At 54.5% G+C, this 17,263-nt stretch carries 17 protein-coding genes; 12 read left to right on the forward strand and 5 right to left on the reverse strand.

The window, feature by feature from the left end; translation table 11 throughout:
- Window positions 1–253 precede the first annotated feature (253 nt).
- The 9 genes from L3068_RS09345 (at window position 254) to ldtE (ending at window position 9,333) form a co-directional block, all read left to right on the forward strand.
- Window positions 254–1,474 carry a diguanylate phosphodiesterase gene (locus L3068_RS09345; protein ID WP_214602796.1) on the forward strand — a complete coding sequence of 407 codons (1,221 nt, stop codon included), beginning with the start codon at window positions 254–256 and terminating at the stop codon, window positions 1,472–1,474.
- A 188-nt stretch (window positions 1,475–1,662) separates the two neighbouring features.
- Entirely contained in the window at window positions 1,663–2,391 is a 729-nt protein-coding gene (locus L3068_RS09350; RefSeq protein ID WP_014883529.1) for a MerR family transcriptional regulator, read from the forward strand.
- A gap of 315 nt (window positions 2,392–2,706) precedes the next feature.
- Window positions 2,707–3,075 (forward strand): Fe-S cluster assembly scaffold SufA, encoded by a 369-nt coding sequence (gene sufA / locus L3068_RS09355; RefSeq protein WP_008500631.1) that lies wholly within the window; start codon window positions 2,707–2,709, stop codon window positions 3,073–3,075.
- Between the two features lie 8 nt (window positions 3,076–3,083).
- Window positions 3,084–4,574, forward strand: a complete 1,491-nt coding sequence (gene sufB / locus L3068_RS09360) for a Fe-S cluster assembly protein SufB (protein ID WP_014883530.1) — start codon at window positions 3,084–3,086, stop codon at window positions 4,572–4,574.
- Between the two features lie 10 nt (window positions 4,575–4,584).
- The gene (sufC, locus tag L3068_RS09365; RefSeq protein ID WP_117581535.1) at window positions 4,585–5,331 is read left to right on the forward strand and encodes a Fe-S cluster assembly ATPase SufC; all 747 of its coding nucleotides are present in this window, start codon (window positions 4,585–4,587) and stop codon (window positions 5,329–5,331) included.
- Window positions 5,306–6,574 (forward strand): Fe-S cluster assembly protein SufD, encoded by a 1,269-nt coding sequence (gene sufD, locus L3068_RS09370; protein WP_117581532.1) that lies wholly within the window; start codon window positions 5,306–5,308, stop codon window positions 6,572–6,574. Before sufC ends, sufD begins: the two co-directional genes overlap by 26 nt.
- Entirely contained in the window at window positions 6,571–7,791 is a 1,221-nt protein-coding gene (gene sufS, locus L3068_RS09375; RefSeq protein WP_045135082.1) for a cysteine desulfurase SufS, read from the forward strand. Before sufD ends, sufS begins: the two co-directional genes overlap by 4 nt.
- A 14-nt stretch (window positions 7,792–7,805) precedes the next feature.
- Complete coding sequence (gene sufE / locus L3068_RS09380) at window positions 7,806–8,222, forward strand: cysteine desulfuration protein SufE (RefSeq protein WP_014883534.1); 417 nt, start codon at window positions 7,806–7,808, stop codon at window positions 8,220–8,222.
- Window positions 8,223–8,319: 97 nt separating this feature from the next.
- Window positions 8,320–9,333 carry a L,D-transpeptidase LdtE gene (gene ldtE, locus L3068_RS09385; protein WP_117581528.1) on the forward strand — a complete coding sequence of 338 codons (1,014 nt, stop codon included), beginning with the start codon at window positions 8,320–8,322 and terminating at the stop codon, window positions 9,331–9,333.
- Between the two features lie 62 nt (window positions 9,334–9,395).
- Here the strand turns inward: ldtE and lpp are convergent, their stop codons facing one another.
- The 5 genes from lpp to L3068_RS09405 form a co-directional block, all read right to left on the reverse strand.
- Window positions 9,396–9,632 carry a murein lipoprotein Lpp gene (gene lpp, locus L3068_RS09390; RefSeq protein WP_001082307.1) on the reverse strand — a complete coding sequence of 79 codons (237 nt, stop codon included), beginning with the start codon at window positions 9,630–9,632 and terminating at the stop codon, window positions 9,396–9,398.
- A 309-nt stretch (window positions 9,633–9,941) separates the two neighbouring features.
- Complete coding sequence (gene pykF, locus L3068_RS09395) at window positions 9,942–11,354, reverse strand: pyruvate kinase PykF (protein ID WP_014883536.1); 1,413 nt, start codon at window positions 11,352–11,354, stop codon at window positions 9,942–9,944.
- Between the two features lie 7 nt (window positions 11,355–11,361).
- Window positions 11,362–11,556, reverse strand: a complete 195-nt coding sequence (ynhH, locus tag L3068_RS25390) for a protein YnhH (protein ID WP_418251742.1) — start codon at window positions 11,554–11,556, stop codon at window positions 11,362–11,364.
- 175 nt (window positions 11,557–11,731) lie between these two features.
- A complete protein-coding gene (locus L3068_RS09400) occupies window positions 11,732–12,877 on the reverse strand; it encodes a trans-sulfuration enzyme family protein (RefSeq protein ID WP_214602798.1) in 1,146 nt (381 codons plus the stop codon).
- Between the two features lie 10 nt (window positions 12,878–12,887).
- On the reverse strand, window positions 12,888–14,258 hold the full coding sequence (locus tag L3068_RS09405; RefSeq protein ID WP_047344131.1) for a pyridoxal-phosphate dependent enzyme: 1,371 nt from the start codon (window positions 14,256–14,258) through the stop codon (window positions 12,888–12,890).
- A 400-nt stretch (window positions 14,259–14,658) separates the two neighbouring features.
- Here L3068_RS09405 and L3068_RS09410 point away from each other — a divergent pair, with 400 nt between their 5' ends.
- The 3 genes from L3068_RS09410 to L3068_RS09420 are packed head-to-tail and all read left to right on the forward strand — an operon-like array spanning window position 14,659 to window position 17,178.
- Window positions 14,659–15,681, forward strand: a complete 1,023-nt coding sequence (locus L3068_RS09410) for a methionine ABC transporter ATP-binding protein (RefSeq protein ID WP_117581526.1) — start codon at window positions 14,659–14,661, stop codon at window positions 15,679–15,681.
- Window positions 15,674–16,342, forward strand: a complete 669-nt coding sequence (locus L3068_RS09415; protein ID WP_117581524.1) for a methionine ABC transporter permease — start codon at window positions 15,674–15,676, stop codon at window positions 16,340–16,342. Before L3068_RS09410 ends, L3068_RS09415 begins: the two co-directional genes overlap by 8 nt.
- 23 nt (window positions 16,343–16,365) lie before the next feature.
- Window positions 16,366–17,178, forward strand: a complete 813-nt coding sequence (locus L3068_RS09420) for a MetQ/NlpA family ABC transporter substrate-binding protein (RefSeq protein ID WP_003857677.1) — start codon at window positions 16,366–16,368, stop codon at window positions 17,176–17,178.
- Window positions 17,179–17,263: the final 85 nt, after the last annotated feature.

Below are 17,263 nucleotides of genomic sequence, written 5' to 3' on the forward strand. Positions count from 1 at the left end.
TTTAATAAAATCAGGATATATTTTATAAATTCTTTATTTTTCAATTCGTTGTGTGTTGTTCATGAAACGGTAATGTTACAGAATATATTGTACAAATTGACGAGCCACTGTTAAGTTGTACAGCGCCCCATAAATGCACCATTAACGGCCGTAAATGATTGAGATGTAAATTATTTGTCAGGCAATTAATGTGCTATAAAAAGAAGTCTCCCCACATGTTTTTGTGGTCAAACCTTAACCCCCCAGGACTCGCATGCTTACAACCATCATTTACCGCAGTCACCTCTGCGAGGACGTGCCAGTGAAAGCGCTGGAAAATATGGTCGCTGCTGCAAATAGTAAAAACCGGCAATCCAGCGTCACGGGGATCTTGCTGTTCAACGGCACACATTTTTTTCAATTGCTTGAAGGGCCTGCGGAAAACGTAACGTCCATCTACGAACAGATCTGCTCTGATACGCGCCACCATAATGTGGTCGAGCTGATGCGCGATCACGGGCCTTCACGGCGTTTCGGTAAAGCGGGTATGGAACTCTTTGATTTGCGCCAGTACGACAGGGAAGAGGTGCTCCAGCAGGTGCTTGATAAAGGCACAACCCGCTACCAGCTGACCTACAACGACCGTGCGCTGCAGTTTTTCCGCACCTTTGTCGAGGCCACAGAGAAAGCCAACTATTTTGAGCTGCCGCCTGCGGATTCCTGGGATTTCGTCCCGGAAGAAACGCGCTTATCTGCGCAGCCTGAAGTCGTGGCAAAAGGGGCGGACTGTAGCTTTGCGTTTCAGCCTATCGTCGATCCTTTCATGCAGCAGGTTGTCTCCTGGGAAGCGCTTCTGCGCACTCCATCCGGTGACTCACCGGGAGCGTATTTCGCCAATCGCACGCGTGAAGAAGTGCATGCTTCTGATTTGCAAAGCAAACAGGTGGCTCTCTCCATGGCCAGCGCGCTGGGGTTACAGGATCAGACTTTATCCATCAACCTGCTGCCTATGACGCTGGTCAACGTGCCCAATGCCGTGGACTTTCTGCTCACCGCTATTGATGCAAATGGCTTTGTGCCGGAGCAAATTGTGGTGGAGTTTACCGAAAGTGAAGCCATTTCCCGTTTCGATGAGTTTACGCATTCGGTCAGACAGCTAAAAAGTGCGGGTATCAGCGTAACCATCGATCACTTCGGTGCCGGTTTTGCCGGGTTGCAGCTCCTGGCGCAATTCCAGCCGGACAGAATTAAGATTAATCGCGATCTGGTCGCGAACGTGCATAAAAGTGGCCCACGGCAGGCCATTATTCAGGCGATAATCAAATGCTGTGCCTCACTGGAAATACAATTTTGCGCGGTGGGCGTGGAGAAGGCGGAAGAGTGGATGTGGCTGGAGTCTGCGGGCATTTCTCAGTTCCAGGGGCATCTTTTTGCCAGCCCCCGACACGGCGGTATCCCGGCTATCGCATGGCCAGAGAAAAAATACGATTTCTGACGAAGCTGTACAAAAACCTGCAGACTTGACTGTACGGCAGGCAAGATTTGTACAACAATGTATTAACAGCTGGATGGCCTTGCAGGCCATTCACCCGTGCAAAATGAGGTCTGAATTCTACAAATGGGTTGTACAATCTGATAAGGTTGGTGTAGTTAGGTATGGAAGTTCTGAGCGTGAGGGAGTTAATGGCCTATTACAGTATCGGCGAAGTGGCCGAACGATGCGGTATCAACCCCGTTACGCTGCGTGCCTGGCAGCGCCGTTATGGATTGTTGAAGCCGCAGCGCAGCGAAGGGGGTCATCGTCAGTTTGACGACGAAGATATCCTGCGTATCGAAGAGATCAAGCGCCTGATGAAAAGCGGCGTTTCGGTCGGAAAAGTAAAATCCTTGCTGGAAAATAAGGAAGTGATGACTCAGGGTAACTGGGCTTCTTTCCAGGAAGAGATGATGACCGTTCTGCGTTACGCCAGCCCGGCAAAGCTGCGCGCCAAAATCGGTGAATTCCGCCGCGATCACGCGATGGATGCGCTGATCGATAACATCATTTCACCCGTCCGTCAGCGAATGAATCAGGATCAAAACACCGTACGCCATATGGCGAGTCTGTTTGACGGTGTCCTGATTGAATTTGCGATTGCAAGCCTCGCGGAATCGCGCAAGAAAGCGGGTAAAGACGCACTGCTGATTGGCTGGGAATGCGATGACCGTACACATCTTTGGCTTGAAGCCGCGCGTTTAGCCCAGAAAGGCTGGCATATTGACGTGCTGGCGGAACCCATTGATTCGCCGCGTCCTGAACTGTTCCCCGGGCAAAAAATCTTCGTCTGGACGGGAACATCGCCAACGCCCCGTCAACAGGAACAGCTCGATCACTGGCGTGAGCAGGGATTTAGCGTTTCATTTCACCACTGATTATCTGAGGCCTTGCGGCCTTTTTTTTTGTTTTTTCTCCTTTCCAGAGCAAAAGCTATCTTAAAAATAGGCATTTCCGATGCATATTTTACGTCCTCGTTTTGCGCTTTCTCGCTGATTAAATAAGCCATTATTTTTCAAAGTATTGAACAATTACATCCATCCCGCCCGCATCTTCAGACAGGGTCTATGCTTAATAAAAGTAGACAAAAAGGGCGGTTTAGCCGAATGCCCCTGCTGACAGAGGGTTGAAGTGATAATCGTTATCACTAACATGGTGTTATGCCCTGATGGCTAATCAGATGAGGTGGACCTATGGAACTGCATTCAGAAACCTTCAATCCTGCCGATTTTGCCTGGCGTGGTTTGACGCTCACGCCTGCGGCGGCAGCGCATATCCACGAACTGGTGGCGAAAAAGCCCGAGATCCTCGGCGTACGTTTAGGCGTTAAGCAGACCGGCTGCGCGGGCTTTGGCTACGTGCTGGATACTGTCACCGAACCCGAAAAAGATGATCTGGTCTTTGAAACCGACGGTGCGAAGCTGTACGTCGCGCTGCAGGCCATGCCGTTTATCGACGGCACGGAAGTGGATTATGTACGGGAAGGTTTAAACCAGTTATTCAAATTTCATAACCCGAAAGCCCAGAACGAATGCGGCTGCGGCGAAAGCTTTGGGGTATAGGCGGTACTATGTCTCGTAATACTGAAGCAACGAGTGATGTAAATACCTGGAGCGGCGGGCACCTTAATTATAAAGAAGGGTTCTTCACGCAGCTGCAGACCGATGAGCTGGCGAAAGGCATCAACGAAGATGTCGTGCGCGCCATCTCGGCCAAACGCAACGAACCCGAGTGGATGCTGGAATTCCGCCTGAGCGCTTACCGTGCCTGGCTGGAGATGGAAGAACCGCACTGGCTGAAAGCCCATTATGACAAGCTGAATTATCAGGATTACAGCTACTACTCTGCGCCATCCTGCGGCAGCTGCGATGATACGTGTGCTTCGCAGCCCGGTGCAGTACAGCAGACCGGTGCGGAGAACAGCTTCCTCAGTAAAGAGGTGGAAGAGGCGTTCAATCAGCTCGGCGTCCCCGTGCGCGAGGGGAAAGAGGTCGCCGTAGACGCTATTTTTGACTCCGTTTCGGTGGCGACCACCTATCGTGAAAAGCTGGCGGAGCAGGGGATTATTTTCTGCTCCTTTGGCGAAGCGATTCATGATCATCCCGAGCTGGTGAAAAAGTACATCGGCACCGTGGTACCGAGTAACGATAATTTCTTCGCCGCGCTCAACGCGGCGGTGGCGTCGGACGGGACCTTTATCTACGTGCCGAAAGGCGTGCGCTGTCCGATGGAGCTCTCCACCTATTTCCGCATTAACGCCGAAAAAACCGGCCAGTTCGAACGCACTATTCTGGTGGCGGATGAAGGCAGCTACGTCAGCTATATCGAAGGGTGCTCCGCCCCGGTGCGCGACAGCTATCAGCTGCACGCGGCGGTCGTTGAAGTCATTATTCACAAAGACGCTGAGGTCAAATACTCAACGGTGCAGAACTGGTTCCCCGGCGACGGCAATACCGGTGGGATCCTGAACTTCGTCACCAAGCGTGCGCTGTGTGAAGGTGAAAACAGCAAAATGTCCTGGACGCAGTCGGAAACCGGCTCAGCCATTACCTGGAAGTACCCGAGCTGTATTCTGCGCGGGGATAACTCCATCGGTGAGTTTTATTCTGTGGCGCTGACCAGCGGTCATCAGCAGGCCGATACCGGCACCAAGATGATCCACATCGGTAAAAACACCAAATCAACCATCATCTCGAAAGGGATCTCCGCCGGGCACAGCCAGAACAGCTATCGCGGGCTGGTGAAAATCATGCCAACGGCGACCAACGCCCGTAACTTCACCCAGTGTGACTCGATGCTTATCGGGGCCGACTGCGGAGCGCATACCTTCCCGTACGTCGAGTGCCGTAATAATTCAGCACAGCTGGAACATGAGGCGACGACGTCGCGTATTGGGGAAGATCAGCTCTTCTACTGCCTGCAGCGCGGAATCAGTGAAGAAGATGCCATTTCGATGATTGTGAACGGCTTCTGTAAGGACGTGTTCTCTGAACTGCCGCTGGAATTCGCCGTTGAAGCACAAAAACTCCTCGCCATCAGTCTTGAACACAGCGTCGGTTAAGGGAAAGCACATGTTACGTATTAAAGAGTTACAGGTTAGCGTGGAAGATAAAGCGATCCTGCGTGGCCTCAATTTTGACGTCAAGCCGGGTGAAGTTCACGCCATCATGGGGCCTAACGGCTCCGGGAAAAGTACGCTTTCAGCGACGCTGGCGGGACGTGAAGATTACGAAGTGACGCACGGCTCGGTCGAATTTAACGGCAAAGATCTGCTGGAGATGTCGCCGGAAGATCGCGCGGGTGAAGGTATCTTCATGGCCTTCCAGTATCCGGTCGAAATTCCGGGCGTCAGCAACCAGTTCTTCCTTCAGACGGCGCTGAATGCGGTGCGCAAGTACCGCGGACTGGAGGCCCTGGATCGCTTCGACTTCCAGGATCTGATGGAAGAGAAGATCAAACTGCTGAAAATGCCGGAAGACCTGCTGACCCGTTCGGTCAACGTTGGTTTTTCCGGTGGCGAGAAAAAGCGTAACGATATTCTGCAGATGGCGGTGCTGGAGCCACAGCTGTGCATTCTGGATGAGACCGACTCCGGTCTGGATATCGACGCCCTAAAGATTGTCGCTGACGGGGTGAACGCCCTGCGTGACGGCAAGCGTTCGTTCATCATCGTCACTCACTACCAGCGTATTCTCGACTACATCAAGCCGGATTACGTCCACGTGCTTTACCAGGGACGCATTGTGAAATCCGGTGATTTCACGCTGGTTAAACAACTGGAGGAGCAGGGTTATGGCTGGCTTACCGAACAGCATTAATGCTCTCCAGCAGTGGCACCGGCTGTTTGAGGCGCAGGGGAATCGCTCTGAGCTGGCGCAGCAGCACCTGCAGCAGATGCTGCGCCTCGGCCTGCCGACGCGTAAACATGAAAACTGGAAATATACCCCGCTCGATGGCCTGCTGAGCGGCGAGTTTGTGGCGCGTCCGGCGGCGATCGGTCCGGAGCGACGAGATGCCCTGGCGCTGACCGTGGATGCGGTACGGCTGGTCTTTGTCGACGGCGTTTATCACCCTGAACTGAGCGATGACACCCGGGAGAGCGGTTACAGGATTGTGATTAACGACGAACGCCAGAGTCTGGGCGCCCCGGTTCAGCCGGAGGTATTCCTGCATTTGACCGAGAGCCTCGCCCGCAGCGTGACGCATATCCAGGTTAAGCGTAACCAGCGTCCGGCCAGGCCGTTGCTTCTGATGCATATCACCCAGGGCGTAGAGGGCGATGAAATCAACACCGCCCACTATCGCCACCATCTTGAACTGGCCGAAGGGGCCGACGCGACGGTGATTGAGCATTACGTGAGTCTCAATGACGCCCGCCACTTTACCGGGTCGCGTCTGACGATGAACGTTGCCGCCAATGCGCAGCTCCACCACATTAAGCTGGCGTTTGAGAACCCCCATAGCCACCACTTCGCGCATAACGATATCCTGCTGGGACCGGATGCCGCGGCGTACAGCCATAGCTTCCTGCTCGGCGGTGCGGTGCTGCGCCATAACACCAGTACCCAGCTTAACGGTGAAAATACCACGCTGCGTATCAACAGCCTGGCGATGCCGGTCAAATCAGAAGTGTGCGATACGCGCACGTGGCTTGAGCACAACAAAGGTTACTGCAACAGCCGCCAGCTGCACAAAACCATCGTCAGCGATAAAGGACGCGCGGTATTTAATGGTCTGATTAACGTCGCGCAACACGCCATCAAGACTGACGGGCAGATGACCAACAACAATCTCCTGCTGGGACGCCTGGCGGAGGTCGACACGAAGCCGCAGCTGGAGATTTACGCCGACGACGTAAAATGCAGCCACGGCGCCACGGTCGGGCGGATCGACGACGAACAGATGTTCTACCTGCGTTCCCGCGGTATCGACCAGCAGGCGGCGCAGAAAATGATTATCTATGCCTTTGCGGCGGAGCTTACGGAAGCGCTGCATGATGGCGTACTGAAGCAGCAGGTGTTGGCCCGTATTGGTCAGCGTCTGCCCGGAGGCGAAGCATGAGTTTTCCCGTAGAGAAAGTACGGGCAGATTTCCCGGTTCTGACCCGTGAAGTGAACGGTCTGCCGCTGGCTTATCTCGACAGCGCGGCCAGCGCGCAGAAACCGAATCAGGTGGTGGATGCGGAAGCCGAGTTCTACCGCCACGGTTATGCAGCTGTACATCGGGGGATCCATACCCTGAGCGCGGAAGCCACCCAGCGCATGGAGAACGTGCGCACGCAGGTGGCTGCCTTCCTCAATGCGCGATCGCCGGAAGAGCTGGTGTTTGTGCGAGGCACCACCGAGGGGATTAACCTCGTCGCCAACAGTTGGGGTAACGCTCAGGTGCATGCCGGGGATAACATCATCATTACCCAGATGGAGCACCACGCCAATATCGTACCGTGGCAAATGCTGTGTGAGCGCGTTGGCGCGCAATTACGCGTCATCCCGTTGAACCTGGACGGAACGTTACAGCTTGAGCAGCTTGACGCCTTGCTGGACGATAAAACGCGGCTCGTGGCGGTCACCCAGGTCTCTAACGTTCTGGGTACTGAAAACCCGGTTGCGGAGATTGTCGATAAGGCCCATCAGGCTGGGGCGAAAGTGCTGATTGACGGTGCACAGGCGGTAATGCACCACGCGGTGGATGTCCAGGCGCTGGACTGCGACTTCTACGTGTTCTCTGGACACAAGCTTTATGGCCCAACCGGTATCGGCGTGCTATATGTGAAAGAGGACATCCTGCAGGCGATGCCGCCGTGGGAGGGGGGCGGGTCAATGATCGCTACCGTTAGCCTCTCGGAAGGGACCACCTACGCCCGTGCGCCGTGGCGTTTTGAGGCGGGCACGCCCAACACCGGTGGGATCATCGGGCTGGGGGCGGCGGTGTCTTACGTTTCCGGAATTGGTCTTGATGCCATTCACGAGTACGAACAGCTGCTGATGCATTACGCGCTGCAGGAGCTGGCCAGCGTGCCGGACCTGACCTTGTACGGGCCGGCTGACCGACAGGGTGTGATTGCCTTTAATCTGGGACAACACCACGCCTATGACGTGGGCAGCTTCCTCGACAATTACGGCGTGGCCGTGCGCACCGGGCACCACTGCGCCATGCCGCTCATGGCCTTTTACCAGGTTCCGGCAATGTGCCGCGCATCGCTGGTGATGTATAACACAATGGAAGAGGTCGACAGGCTGGTGGCGGGGCTAAAACGCATTCACCAGTTGCTGGGCTGACAAAGAGGCGAACGATGGCAGAACTGCCGGATAAAGAGAAATTGCTGCGCAACTTTGGGCGTTGCGCAAACTGGGAAGAGAAATACCTCTACATTATTGAGCTGGGGCAGCGTCTGCCGCCGCTTAGCGAAGAGGCGCATACCCCGGAGAACAGTATTCAGGGCTGTCAAAGCCAGGTGTGGATTGTGATGGCGCAGTCTGACGATGGCACGATAACCCTGCAGGGTGACAGCGATGCGGCAATCGTAAAAGGGCTGATTGCGGTGGTCTTTATTCTTTATCACCAGATGTCAGCGCAGGATATTGTCGCCTTCGACGTCCGCCCGTGGTTTGAAAAAATGGCCCTCACCCAACACCTCACCCCGTCTCGTTCCCAGGGACTGGAAGCGATGATTCGCGCCATTCGCGCCAAAGCGGCAATCCTTAGCTAGACTTACAGAACAGCATTCATTCTGTTTCGCGAGGTGGTTCCCGCCTCGCTGGTTTTTCAGCTTTCTGGCATTCTGCCAGTGAATAAGGAATCTCAGCATGAAGCGCGCGTCTCTCATAACTCTATTACTCCTCAGTTCGCTCGGTGCACTTAATTCGGCCCGCGCGATGGACTATCCGTTGCCGCCCGCAGGCAGTCGCCTGATTGGGCAAAATCAAACCTACACCATACAGGAAGGGGATAATAAGCTGCAGACCATCGCCCGCCGGTTTAATACCGCGGCACAGGTGATCCTCGAAACGAACAATACGATTGCGCCGGTAAACCCTGCACCGGGAACCGTTATCACAATCCCGTCGCAGATGCTGCTACCCGACACGCCGCGCGAGGGCATTGTTGTGAACCTCGCTGAGCTGCGGCTTTACTATTTCCCGCCGGGAGAGAACATTGTCCAGGTTTTCCCACTTGGCATCGGGCAACTGGGGCTGGAAACACCGGTGAGCACGACCCGCGTCAGTCAAAAAATCTCGAACCCAACCTGGACGCCGACGGCCGGTATCAGAGCCCGTTCACTTGCGCAGGGAATTAAACTGCCTCCTGTGGTTCCCGCAGGGCCAAATAACCCGCTGGGACGCTATGCCCTGCGTTTGGGTATTGGTAATGGGGAATATCTTATCCACGGAACCAGTGCGCCAGACAGCGTTGGCTTGCGCGTCAGTTCCGGCTGTATGCGAATGAACGCCCCGGATATTAAAGCCCTGTTCGAACAGGTACGGGTTGGTACCCGGGTACAAATCATCAATGAGCCAGTGAAATTCGCGGTCGAGCCGGATGGTAAACGCTATATTGAGGTCCATCGTCCGCTGGCGCAGGTGGAAGGTGAAAACCCACAGATTTCGCCCATTACGCACTCCGCCGACTTTGCGACCTTTGTTTCACAGTCCGGAAGCGATAAGGCGCTGATCGATAAAGCCCTGGCGCGCCGTGCGGGGATCCCGGTTGTGGTTTCTGCGGGAAGCGGCCCGTCGGCCAGTAACAGCGTATTGTCAGTGCAGAACAGTCGTGTGTCCGCGGCGGTAGCGGAAGAGGCAGGGGAGAAGATGACGCAGTAGAGCCGTTTGACGCAGGCAAAAAAAATGGCGCACAATGTGCGCCATTTTATTAACAGGTACTATTACTTACGGTATTTAGTAGCCTGGTTGTCCAGACGCTGGTTAGCGCGAGCTGCGTCGTCTTTAGCAGCCTGAACGTCGGAACGCATTGCGTTCACGTCGTTGCTCAGCTGGTCAACTTTAGCGTTCAGAGTCTGAACGTCAGAAGACAGCTGATCGATTTTAGCGTTGCTGGAGCAACCAGCCAGCAGAGTAGAACCCAGGATTACCGCGCCCAGTACCAGTTTAGTACGATTCATTATTAATACCCTCTAGATTGAGTTAATCTCCATGTAGCGTTACAAGTATTACACAAAGTTTTTTGGGTTGAGAATATTTTTTTGATGGGAATACGCCTATTTTTGATCGTTCGCTCAAAGAAGCATCGAATCGGCCCTTTTTGAGTAAAAAGCTATGTAAAAAAAGGCATTTTTCATCGGATTCATCTTAGATAATTCGCAATTAAATAGAAAAACCCGATTTGCTTTTTGAATGAGTTTGGCTAATGACTGGAATAAAAAAAGCGCCCATTGGGCGCTTTTTATCAAAATTAATTCGTTCGTGAATTATTACAGCACGTGAACGGATGCAGTATTGGTCGTTCCGCTTGGTACCAGCGCACCAGAAACCATAACCACAACGTCGCCTTTCTGTGCCAGACCGCTTTCCAGAGCCATGGCTTTACCCTGAATGTAGAAATCGTCAGTAGAGGCAATCTCTTTAACCAGATGTGCAACGACGCCTTTGCTCAGCACCAGCTGACGCGCGGTGGTTTCGTTGGTGGTCAGGGCCAGGATAGTGGCATCCGGGAAGTATTTACGCACTGCACGCGCAGATTTACCGCCCTGGGTCGCAACCACAATCAGTGGCGCTTCCAGTTTCTCAGCAGTTTCTACCGCACCGCGGCAAACGGCTTCGGTGATGCGCAGCTTGCGGCTGTCGTTATTGAAGTCCAGACGGCTGGTCATCACGCGGTCAGTACGTTCACAGATGGTCGCCATAATGCCAACCGCTTCCAGAGGATATTTCCCTTTTGCGGATTCGCCGGACAGCATAACAGCATCGGTACCGTCGAGGATGGCGTTAGCCACGTCGCCTGCTTCAGCGCGGGTTGGGCGTGGGTTTTTGATCATAGAGTCCAGCATCTGCGTCGCGGTAATAACCACTTTACGCGCGCGAACACATTTTTCGATCATCATCTTCTGCGCGAAGATCACTTCTTCAACCGGGATTTCAACGCCCAGGTCGCCACGTGCAACCATGATGCCGTCAGACGCTTCGAGGATTTCGTCGAAGTTGTTCAGGCCTTCCTGGTTTTCGATTTTGGAGATGATCTGGATCTTCTCGCCGCCGTGCGCTTTCAGGTGCTCGCGAATTTCGACCACGTCAGAACGCTTACGGATGAAGGACGCTGCAACGAAGTCAACGCCTTGTTCGCAGCCGAAGATCAGGTCTTGCTTGTCTTTTTCAGCCAGTGCTGGCAGCGCGATAGAAACGCCCGGCAGGTTAACGCCTTTGTTTTCGCCCAGGTCGCCGTTGTTCAGCACTTTACAGATAACCTTGTTACCTTCAATCGCGGTCACTTCCATACCGATCAGACCATCGTCGACCAGGACGGTGTTACCGACGGACAGATCGCTGGTGAAGCCTTCATAGGTGACCGCAACGATTTCGCTGTTACCCACAACGGATTTGTCCGTGGTGAAGGTGAACGTCTGGCCTGCTTTCAGAGAGACGTCGTTGCCGCCTTCCAGTTTGATGGTACGGATTTCCGGACCTTTGGTGTCGAGCAGGATAGCCGCTTTTTTACCGGTTTTGCTCATCACGTTGCGCAAGTTCTGGATACGCTGACCGTGTTCTGCATAGTCACCGTGAGAGAAGTTCAGACGCATCACGTTCATGCCGGCGTCCAGCATTTTGCTCAGCATCTCTTCGGATTCGGTTTTCGGGCCGATAGTACAAACAATTTTCGTCTTTTTCATGACAGTCTTAGTCTTTAAGTTGGGAAGGATATGGAAATCTCGCTCCGGGGGCGCACCGCCGCAGAGTCAAACCTGTGTTGCAAAAGAGTATATGACACGCACTAAGGATAGGAGACATCAAATGAGCGTGCAGAAGAAAGTGTGCCTGAGTGACAGCCCAACGAAGGAGAGGAGAAGTTGTACGTTGTTTTTTGTATTCCAAGCGCTGAAACCATTCACCAGGGATTTGGCGCGCATTATACGCTGATTTTAAGATAAAAGGAAAATGGAAACGGTGTTTCAGAAATAATCAATGCCGTTTTACATAATATTGTTATCAACGCGTTAAGCCATGATGACAACTTATCGCGGCAGGTGATTGACCTGCCGCATTTTGCTTATTTTTGCAGCGCCTCACTGAGGTCGGCGATGAGGTCTTTAGGATCTTCAATCCCCACCGACAGGCGAATCAGCTGTGGCACAATACCGTTTGCCAGCCGTTGCGCCAGCGGAATCGAGGCGTGCGTCATGCTGTAAGGCTGGCTCACCAGACTCTCCACGCCGCCCAGGCTTTCCGCAAGGGTGAACAACGTCAGGTTGCGAATCACCTCTGTGGCGCGTTGCGCATCACCTTTCACCACGACAGAAATCATCCCGCCGGGCAGCGCCATCTGCGTGCGTGCAAGCTGATATTGCGGGTGCGACTCCAGTCCGGGATAAAAGACCCGTTCAACCAGCGGATGCTGTTCCAGCCATTGCGCAATCGCCAGCGCGTTGCTGCTGTGTTTCTCTATGCGCAGCGAAAGGGTACGAATACCGCGCAGGGTCAGGAAGCTGCTAAACGGGTCCAGTACGCCGCCAACCGCGTTCTGCAGGTAGCCAAGCCCGTCCGCCAGCGCCGGATTATCACCCACCACCGCCAGCCCGGCCACCACGTCAGAGTGGCCGTTAAGGTATTTGGTTGCTGAGTGCACCACGATGTCGAAACCCGACGCCAGCGGACGGTGAATGACCGGCGATGCGAAGGTGTTATCCGCCACGCTGATAACGTTATGACGACGGGCGATGTCAGCGATAGCCGCTAAATCCGCCAGCTTCAGCAGCGGGTTGGTGGGTGTTTCAACCCAGATCATGCGGGTGTCCGGGCGAATAGCCGCCTCAAGCCCGGCTAAATCGTCCGGCTTAACCCAGCTGACCTGCAGACCGGTGCTGCGTTTGCGGACATTTTCAATCAGGCGATATGTGCCGCCGTAGACGTCATCAATGGCGACAATATGGCTGTCTTTATCCAGCAGTTCAAGCACGGTGGAGATGGCGGCGAGGCCGGATGCAAAGGCGTAGCCGCGCGTTCCGCCTTCCAGTTCGGCGATGGCGGTTTCGAGCGCATGGCGCGTCGGGTTGCCGCTGCGGGAATACTCATAGCCGGTATGCTCCCCGGGAGAGGGTTGCGCAAACGTCGAGGTGGCGTAAATCGGCGGCATAACGGCGCCATGCTGATCATTGAACGCGCCGCTGTGGACGCTCAGGGTTGCCAGGTTTTTCATCATCTGTTCCTTATGGCTGAAGACGGTTGCGCCACGCGGTCAGCACGTCGCTGCGCGTAATCAAACCGAGAAAACGGTCGTTGTCATTAATGACGGCCACCAGACCGCGGTCGAAGATGGCGTGCAGGGCGCTTTCCGGGGCGCGTTTATCGAGAAATTCCACCTGACGCGTCATGGCCTCTGTCACGGGAAGGGCGAAGCGGTCAGCTTCACCGCCGATATGCCGCAACAGATCCCACTCGTCGATAATGCCGACGACCTGACCGTTTTCCAGTACCGGCAGTTGGGAGATGTCGTACAGGCGCATGCGTGCCAGAACGGTGGAGAGCGTGTCATCCGGGGCGGCGGTGACGGTAGCGCCTTCATCGTGGCGCAGGGCAATGTAGTCAGAGAGATCGCCTGCCTGAGGGCGCGTGATGAGCCCCTGCTGGCGCATCCAGTCGTCGTTGAACATCTTCGAGAGATATTTATTGCCGCTGTCGCAGGCGAAGGTCACCACGCGTTTCGGCGTGGTTTGCGCCTGGCAATATTTCAGCGCCGCCGCCAGCAGAGTGCCGCTGGAGGAGCCCGCCAGAATGCCTTCCGTTTTCAGCAGTTCACGCGCGGTGGCAAACGCTTCGCGGTCGGTAATGCGCCAGGCGCGGTTTACGCCTTCAATGTGGGCCAGCGGCGGAATAAAGTCTTCGCCAATGCCCTCAACCAGCCAGGCGCCTGCATCGTGGTAGCGACCGGTCTCGACCTGATCGGCGAGCACAGACCCGGCCGGGTCGGCCAGCACAAACTCCGTATGTGGAGAATGCTCGGCAAACCACGCCTGCAGGCCGCCCAGCGTCCCGCCTGAGCCGACGCCGACCACGATGGCGTCAATTCTGCCGTCAAGCTGCTCATACAGTTCCGGTGCCGTGGTAGTGCGATGTGCCAGCGGGTTAGCGTCGTTATTGAACTGGTCGATATAAAACGCGCCGGGCAGCTCATCGGCCAGGCGCTGGGCGTAATCCTGGTAATAGGCCGGATGCCCCTTGTTGACGTCGGAACGGGTCAGTATCACCTGGGCACCCAGCGCGCGCAGGTGGAAAATCTTCTCGCGGCTCATTTTGTCCGGCACCACCAGGATAAGCGTATAGCCTTTCTGGGCGGCGATCAGCGCCAGCCCGAGGCCGGTATTCCCCGCCGTTGCTTCAATAATCGTGCCACCCGGCCGTAGCTGGCCGGTACGCTCCGCGTCGTTAATCATCGACAACGCCACGCGATCTTTAATGGAGCCGCCGGGGTTTTGGTTCTCCAGCTTCAGAAACAGCGAGCAGGGACCGGTATCAAGCTTATGCAGCTGGATCAGCGGTGTCCGGCCAATCAGTTCGGTGACGGAGTGGTAAATCGTCATGATGTTTTCCTTTCTGGGTGTCATGACGGGATGATAGGGCGGTGAAATTTTCGCAATAAAGAACACTTCACTGCTTTTTATAACAGACGGGAATATCAGTGCTGTTTTTGGATGTCAGGACAGCAAGACGTAAAGTTGTCTGGAAGTGAGGATGGCTATCTCGGCATAAAATGCTGCAATAATGACCGTTTTTTTAGCATATCAGTCAAGCGTTATGCGTCTGGCAGATAATCATTGCTGAAATCAATCTAAATACTTCCCGCCGTGTAGCGTCGTTATTTATTACTGAAAGTTATAACACATGCTTTTTTGTTCATTCAAAAACTGATAACGCCTGTTTACTATCGTTTGGACATCCATACTTCTAAACCGCCATTGGCGGATCGGATAATGAATTAGAATGATTGTACTCAGAAATATTTCGAAGGTTTTTGACAACGGTAAGGCGGCGCTCACAGCCGTTGATAACGTCAATTTGACGATTGAGCAGGGACAGGTTTACGGCATTATCGGCTACAGCGGCGCCGGGAAAAGCACGCTGATTCGTCTGCTGAACGGTCTGGAGAAACCCAGCGCTGGCAGCGTCACGATTAACGGGCAGGACATCTCCGCCGCAAAAGGTGAAGCCCTGCGTCAGGCCCGCCTGAAAATCAGTATGGTGTTCCAGCACTTCAACCTGCTGTGGTCGCGCACGGTAAGTGAGAATATCGCGTTCTCCATGCAGATCGCCGGTGTGCCAAAAGCCAGAATCAAGGCTCGCGTGGAGGAACTGGTGGCGCTGGTGGGGCTGAAAGGGCGTGAGAATGCCTACCCGTCACAGCTAAGCGGCGGACAAAAACAGCGCGTGGGGATTGCGCGCGCGCTGGCCAATAACCCGGACGTTTTGCTGTGTGATGAAGCCACGTCCGCACTCGACCCGCAGACCACCGATCAGATCCTCGATCTGCTGCTGGATATCAACCGTCGTTTCAAGCTGACCATCGTGCTGATCACCCACGAAATGCATGTGGTGCGCAAGATCTGCGACCGCGTGGCGGTGATGGAAAACGGTAAGGTGGTGGAAGAGGGGGATGTGCTGAGTGTATTCACCCATCCGCAGCAGCCGATTACGCAGCAGTTTGTCCGCCAGGTAAGTCAGTACGCCGAGGAAGAAACCTTCAATACCGAACTGGCAAACGATCTGGAGGGCACGGTCATCCGTCTGACCTTTACCGGCCACAGCACGCACAAGCCGGTCGTGGGTGAGCTGACCCTACGCTACGGTCTGCCGTTTAATATCCTGCACGGGAAAATGACGCAAACCGCCCACGGCGTTTTCGGCCAGCTTTGGGTCCACGTCGTGGCATCTGATGAACAACTGAACAATATCCTCGCCGACCTGAAGCAAAGCGATATTGAAGGCGAGGTCATTAAACATGGCTGAGAATCTCTTCCCGCACCTCAAATGGGATCAGCTCTGGGCGGCGACGCAGGAGACGCTGTACATGACCGCGCTTTCCGGGGTGGCGACCTTTGTGCTGGGGATCGTGCTGGGCCTGGCGCTGTTCTTAACCGCGCGCGGCGGGCTGTTTCAAAACCGCACGGTCTACAGCGTGATTTCGATTGTGGTGAACGTGTTTCGCTCAATACCGTTCATCATTCTGATCGTCCTGTTGATCCCGTTCACCAAGACCATCGTCGGTACCATTCTTGGTGCCAACGCGGCGCTGCCGGCCCTGATTGTGGGGGCCGCGCCGTTCTACGCACGCCTGGTGGAGATTGCCCTGCGCGAAGTGGACAAAGGGGTAATCGAAGCAACGCGCTCAATGGGCGCACGACTGAGCACGCTCGTGTTTCGGGTTTTACTGCCGGAATCATCACCTGCACTGGTATCAGGGATAACGGTAACGATGATTGCGCTGGTGAGTTACAGCGCCATGGCGGGGGTGATTGGCGCCGGCGGTTTGGGAAATCTGGCTTATCTGGAAGGATTCCAGCGCAACCATGGTGACGTCACGCTGGTGGCAACGGTGACCATTCTAATCATCGTTTTCATTATCCAGTTCTGCGGCGACGCTATGACTTCTCTGTTAGATAAACGCTAATAAATACACACAGGAACCACATCATGAAAAAAACACTGACACTGATCGCCGCAGCCACCCTGAGCGCCCTGAGCTTCGCCTCCTGGGCGGATACGCTGACTGTGGGCGCATCCAACACCCCGCACGCCGAAATTCTGGAGCAGGCAAAGCCGATTCTGGCTAAGCAGGGGATTGACCTGGAGATTAAACCGTTCCAGGACTACATTCTGCCCAACACCGCGCTGGCGGGTCATGACATTGACGCCAACTATTTCCAGCATATTCCTTACCTGAACAGCGTGCTGAAAGATCACGCGGGCGATAAGGATTACGATTTTGTCAGTGCGGGTGCTATCCACATTGAGCCAATCGGTATCTACTCCAAAAAGTACAAGTCGCTGAAGGACCTGCCGGAAGGCGGTAAGATCATTATGCGTGATGCCGTTTCCGAAGAAGGCCGTATTCTCTCCATCTTTGAAAAAGAGGGCGTGATCAAGCTGAAGCCCGGCATCGATAAAGTGACGGCGCGTATCAGCGACATCGTTGAGAACCCGAAGAAGCTGCAGTTCACGCCTAACGTCGAAGCCTCTCTGCTGCCGCAGATGTACAACAACGATGAAGGCGCTGCGGTAGTGATTAACGCCAACTATGCGATTGACGCTGGTCTGGACCCAGTGCACGACCCGATTGCGGTAGAGAGCGGTGAAAATAACCCGTACGCCAACATCATTACCGTGCATCGCGGTGACGAGAAGAAGAAGGACATCGTCGCACTGGTGAACGTGCTGCACTCCAAAGAGATTCAGGACTGGATCCGCACCAAATACAAAGGGGCTGTGATTCCGGTTAATAACTAATTAGCTGATTTTACAGATGAAGCCCGGCGAGATCCTCGCCGGGCTTCTTTTTTGTATCCGGCAGGAGAATCATTTAAGCTCAACG

Source organism: Enterobacter cloacae complex sp. ECL414, assembly GCF_021869685.1.
GTDB lineage: Bacteria > Pseudomonadota > Gammaproteobacteria > Enterobacterales > Enterobacteriaceae > Enterobacter > Enterobacter kobei.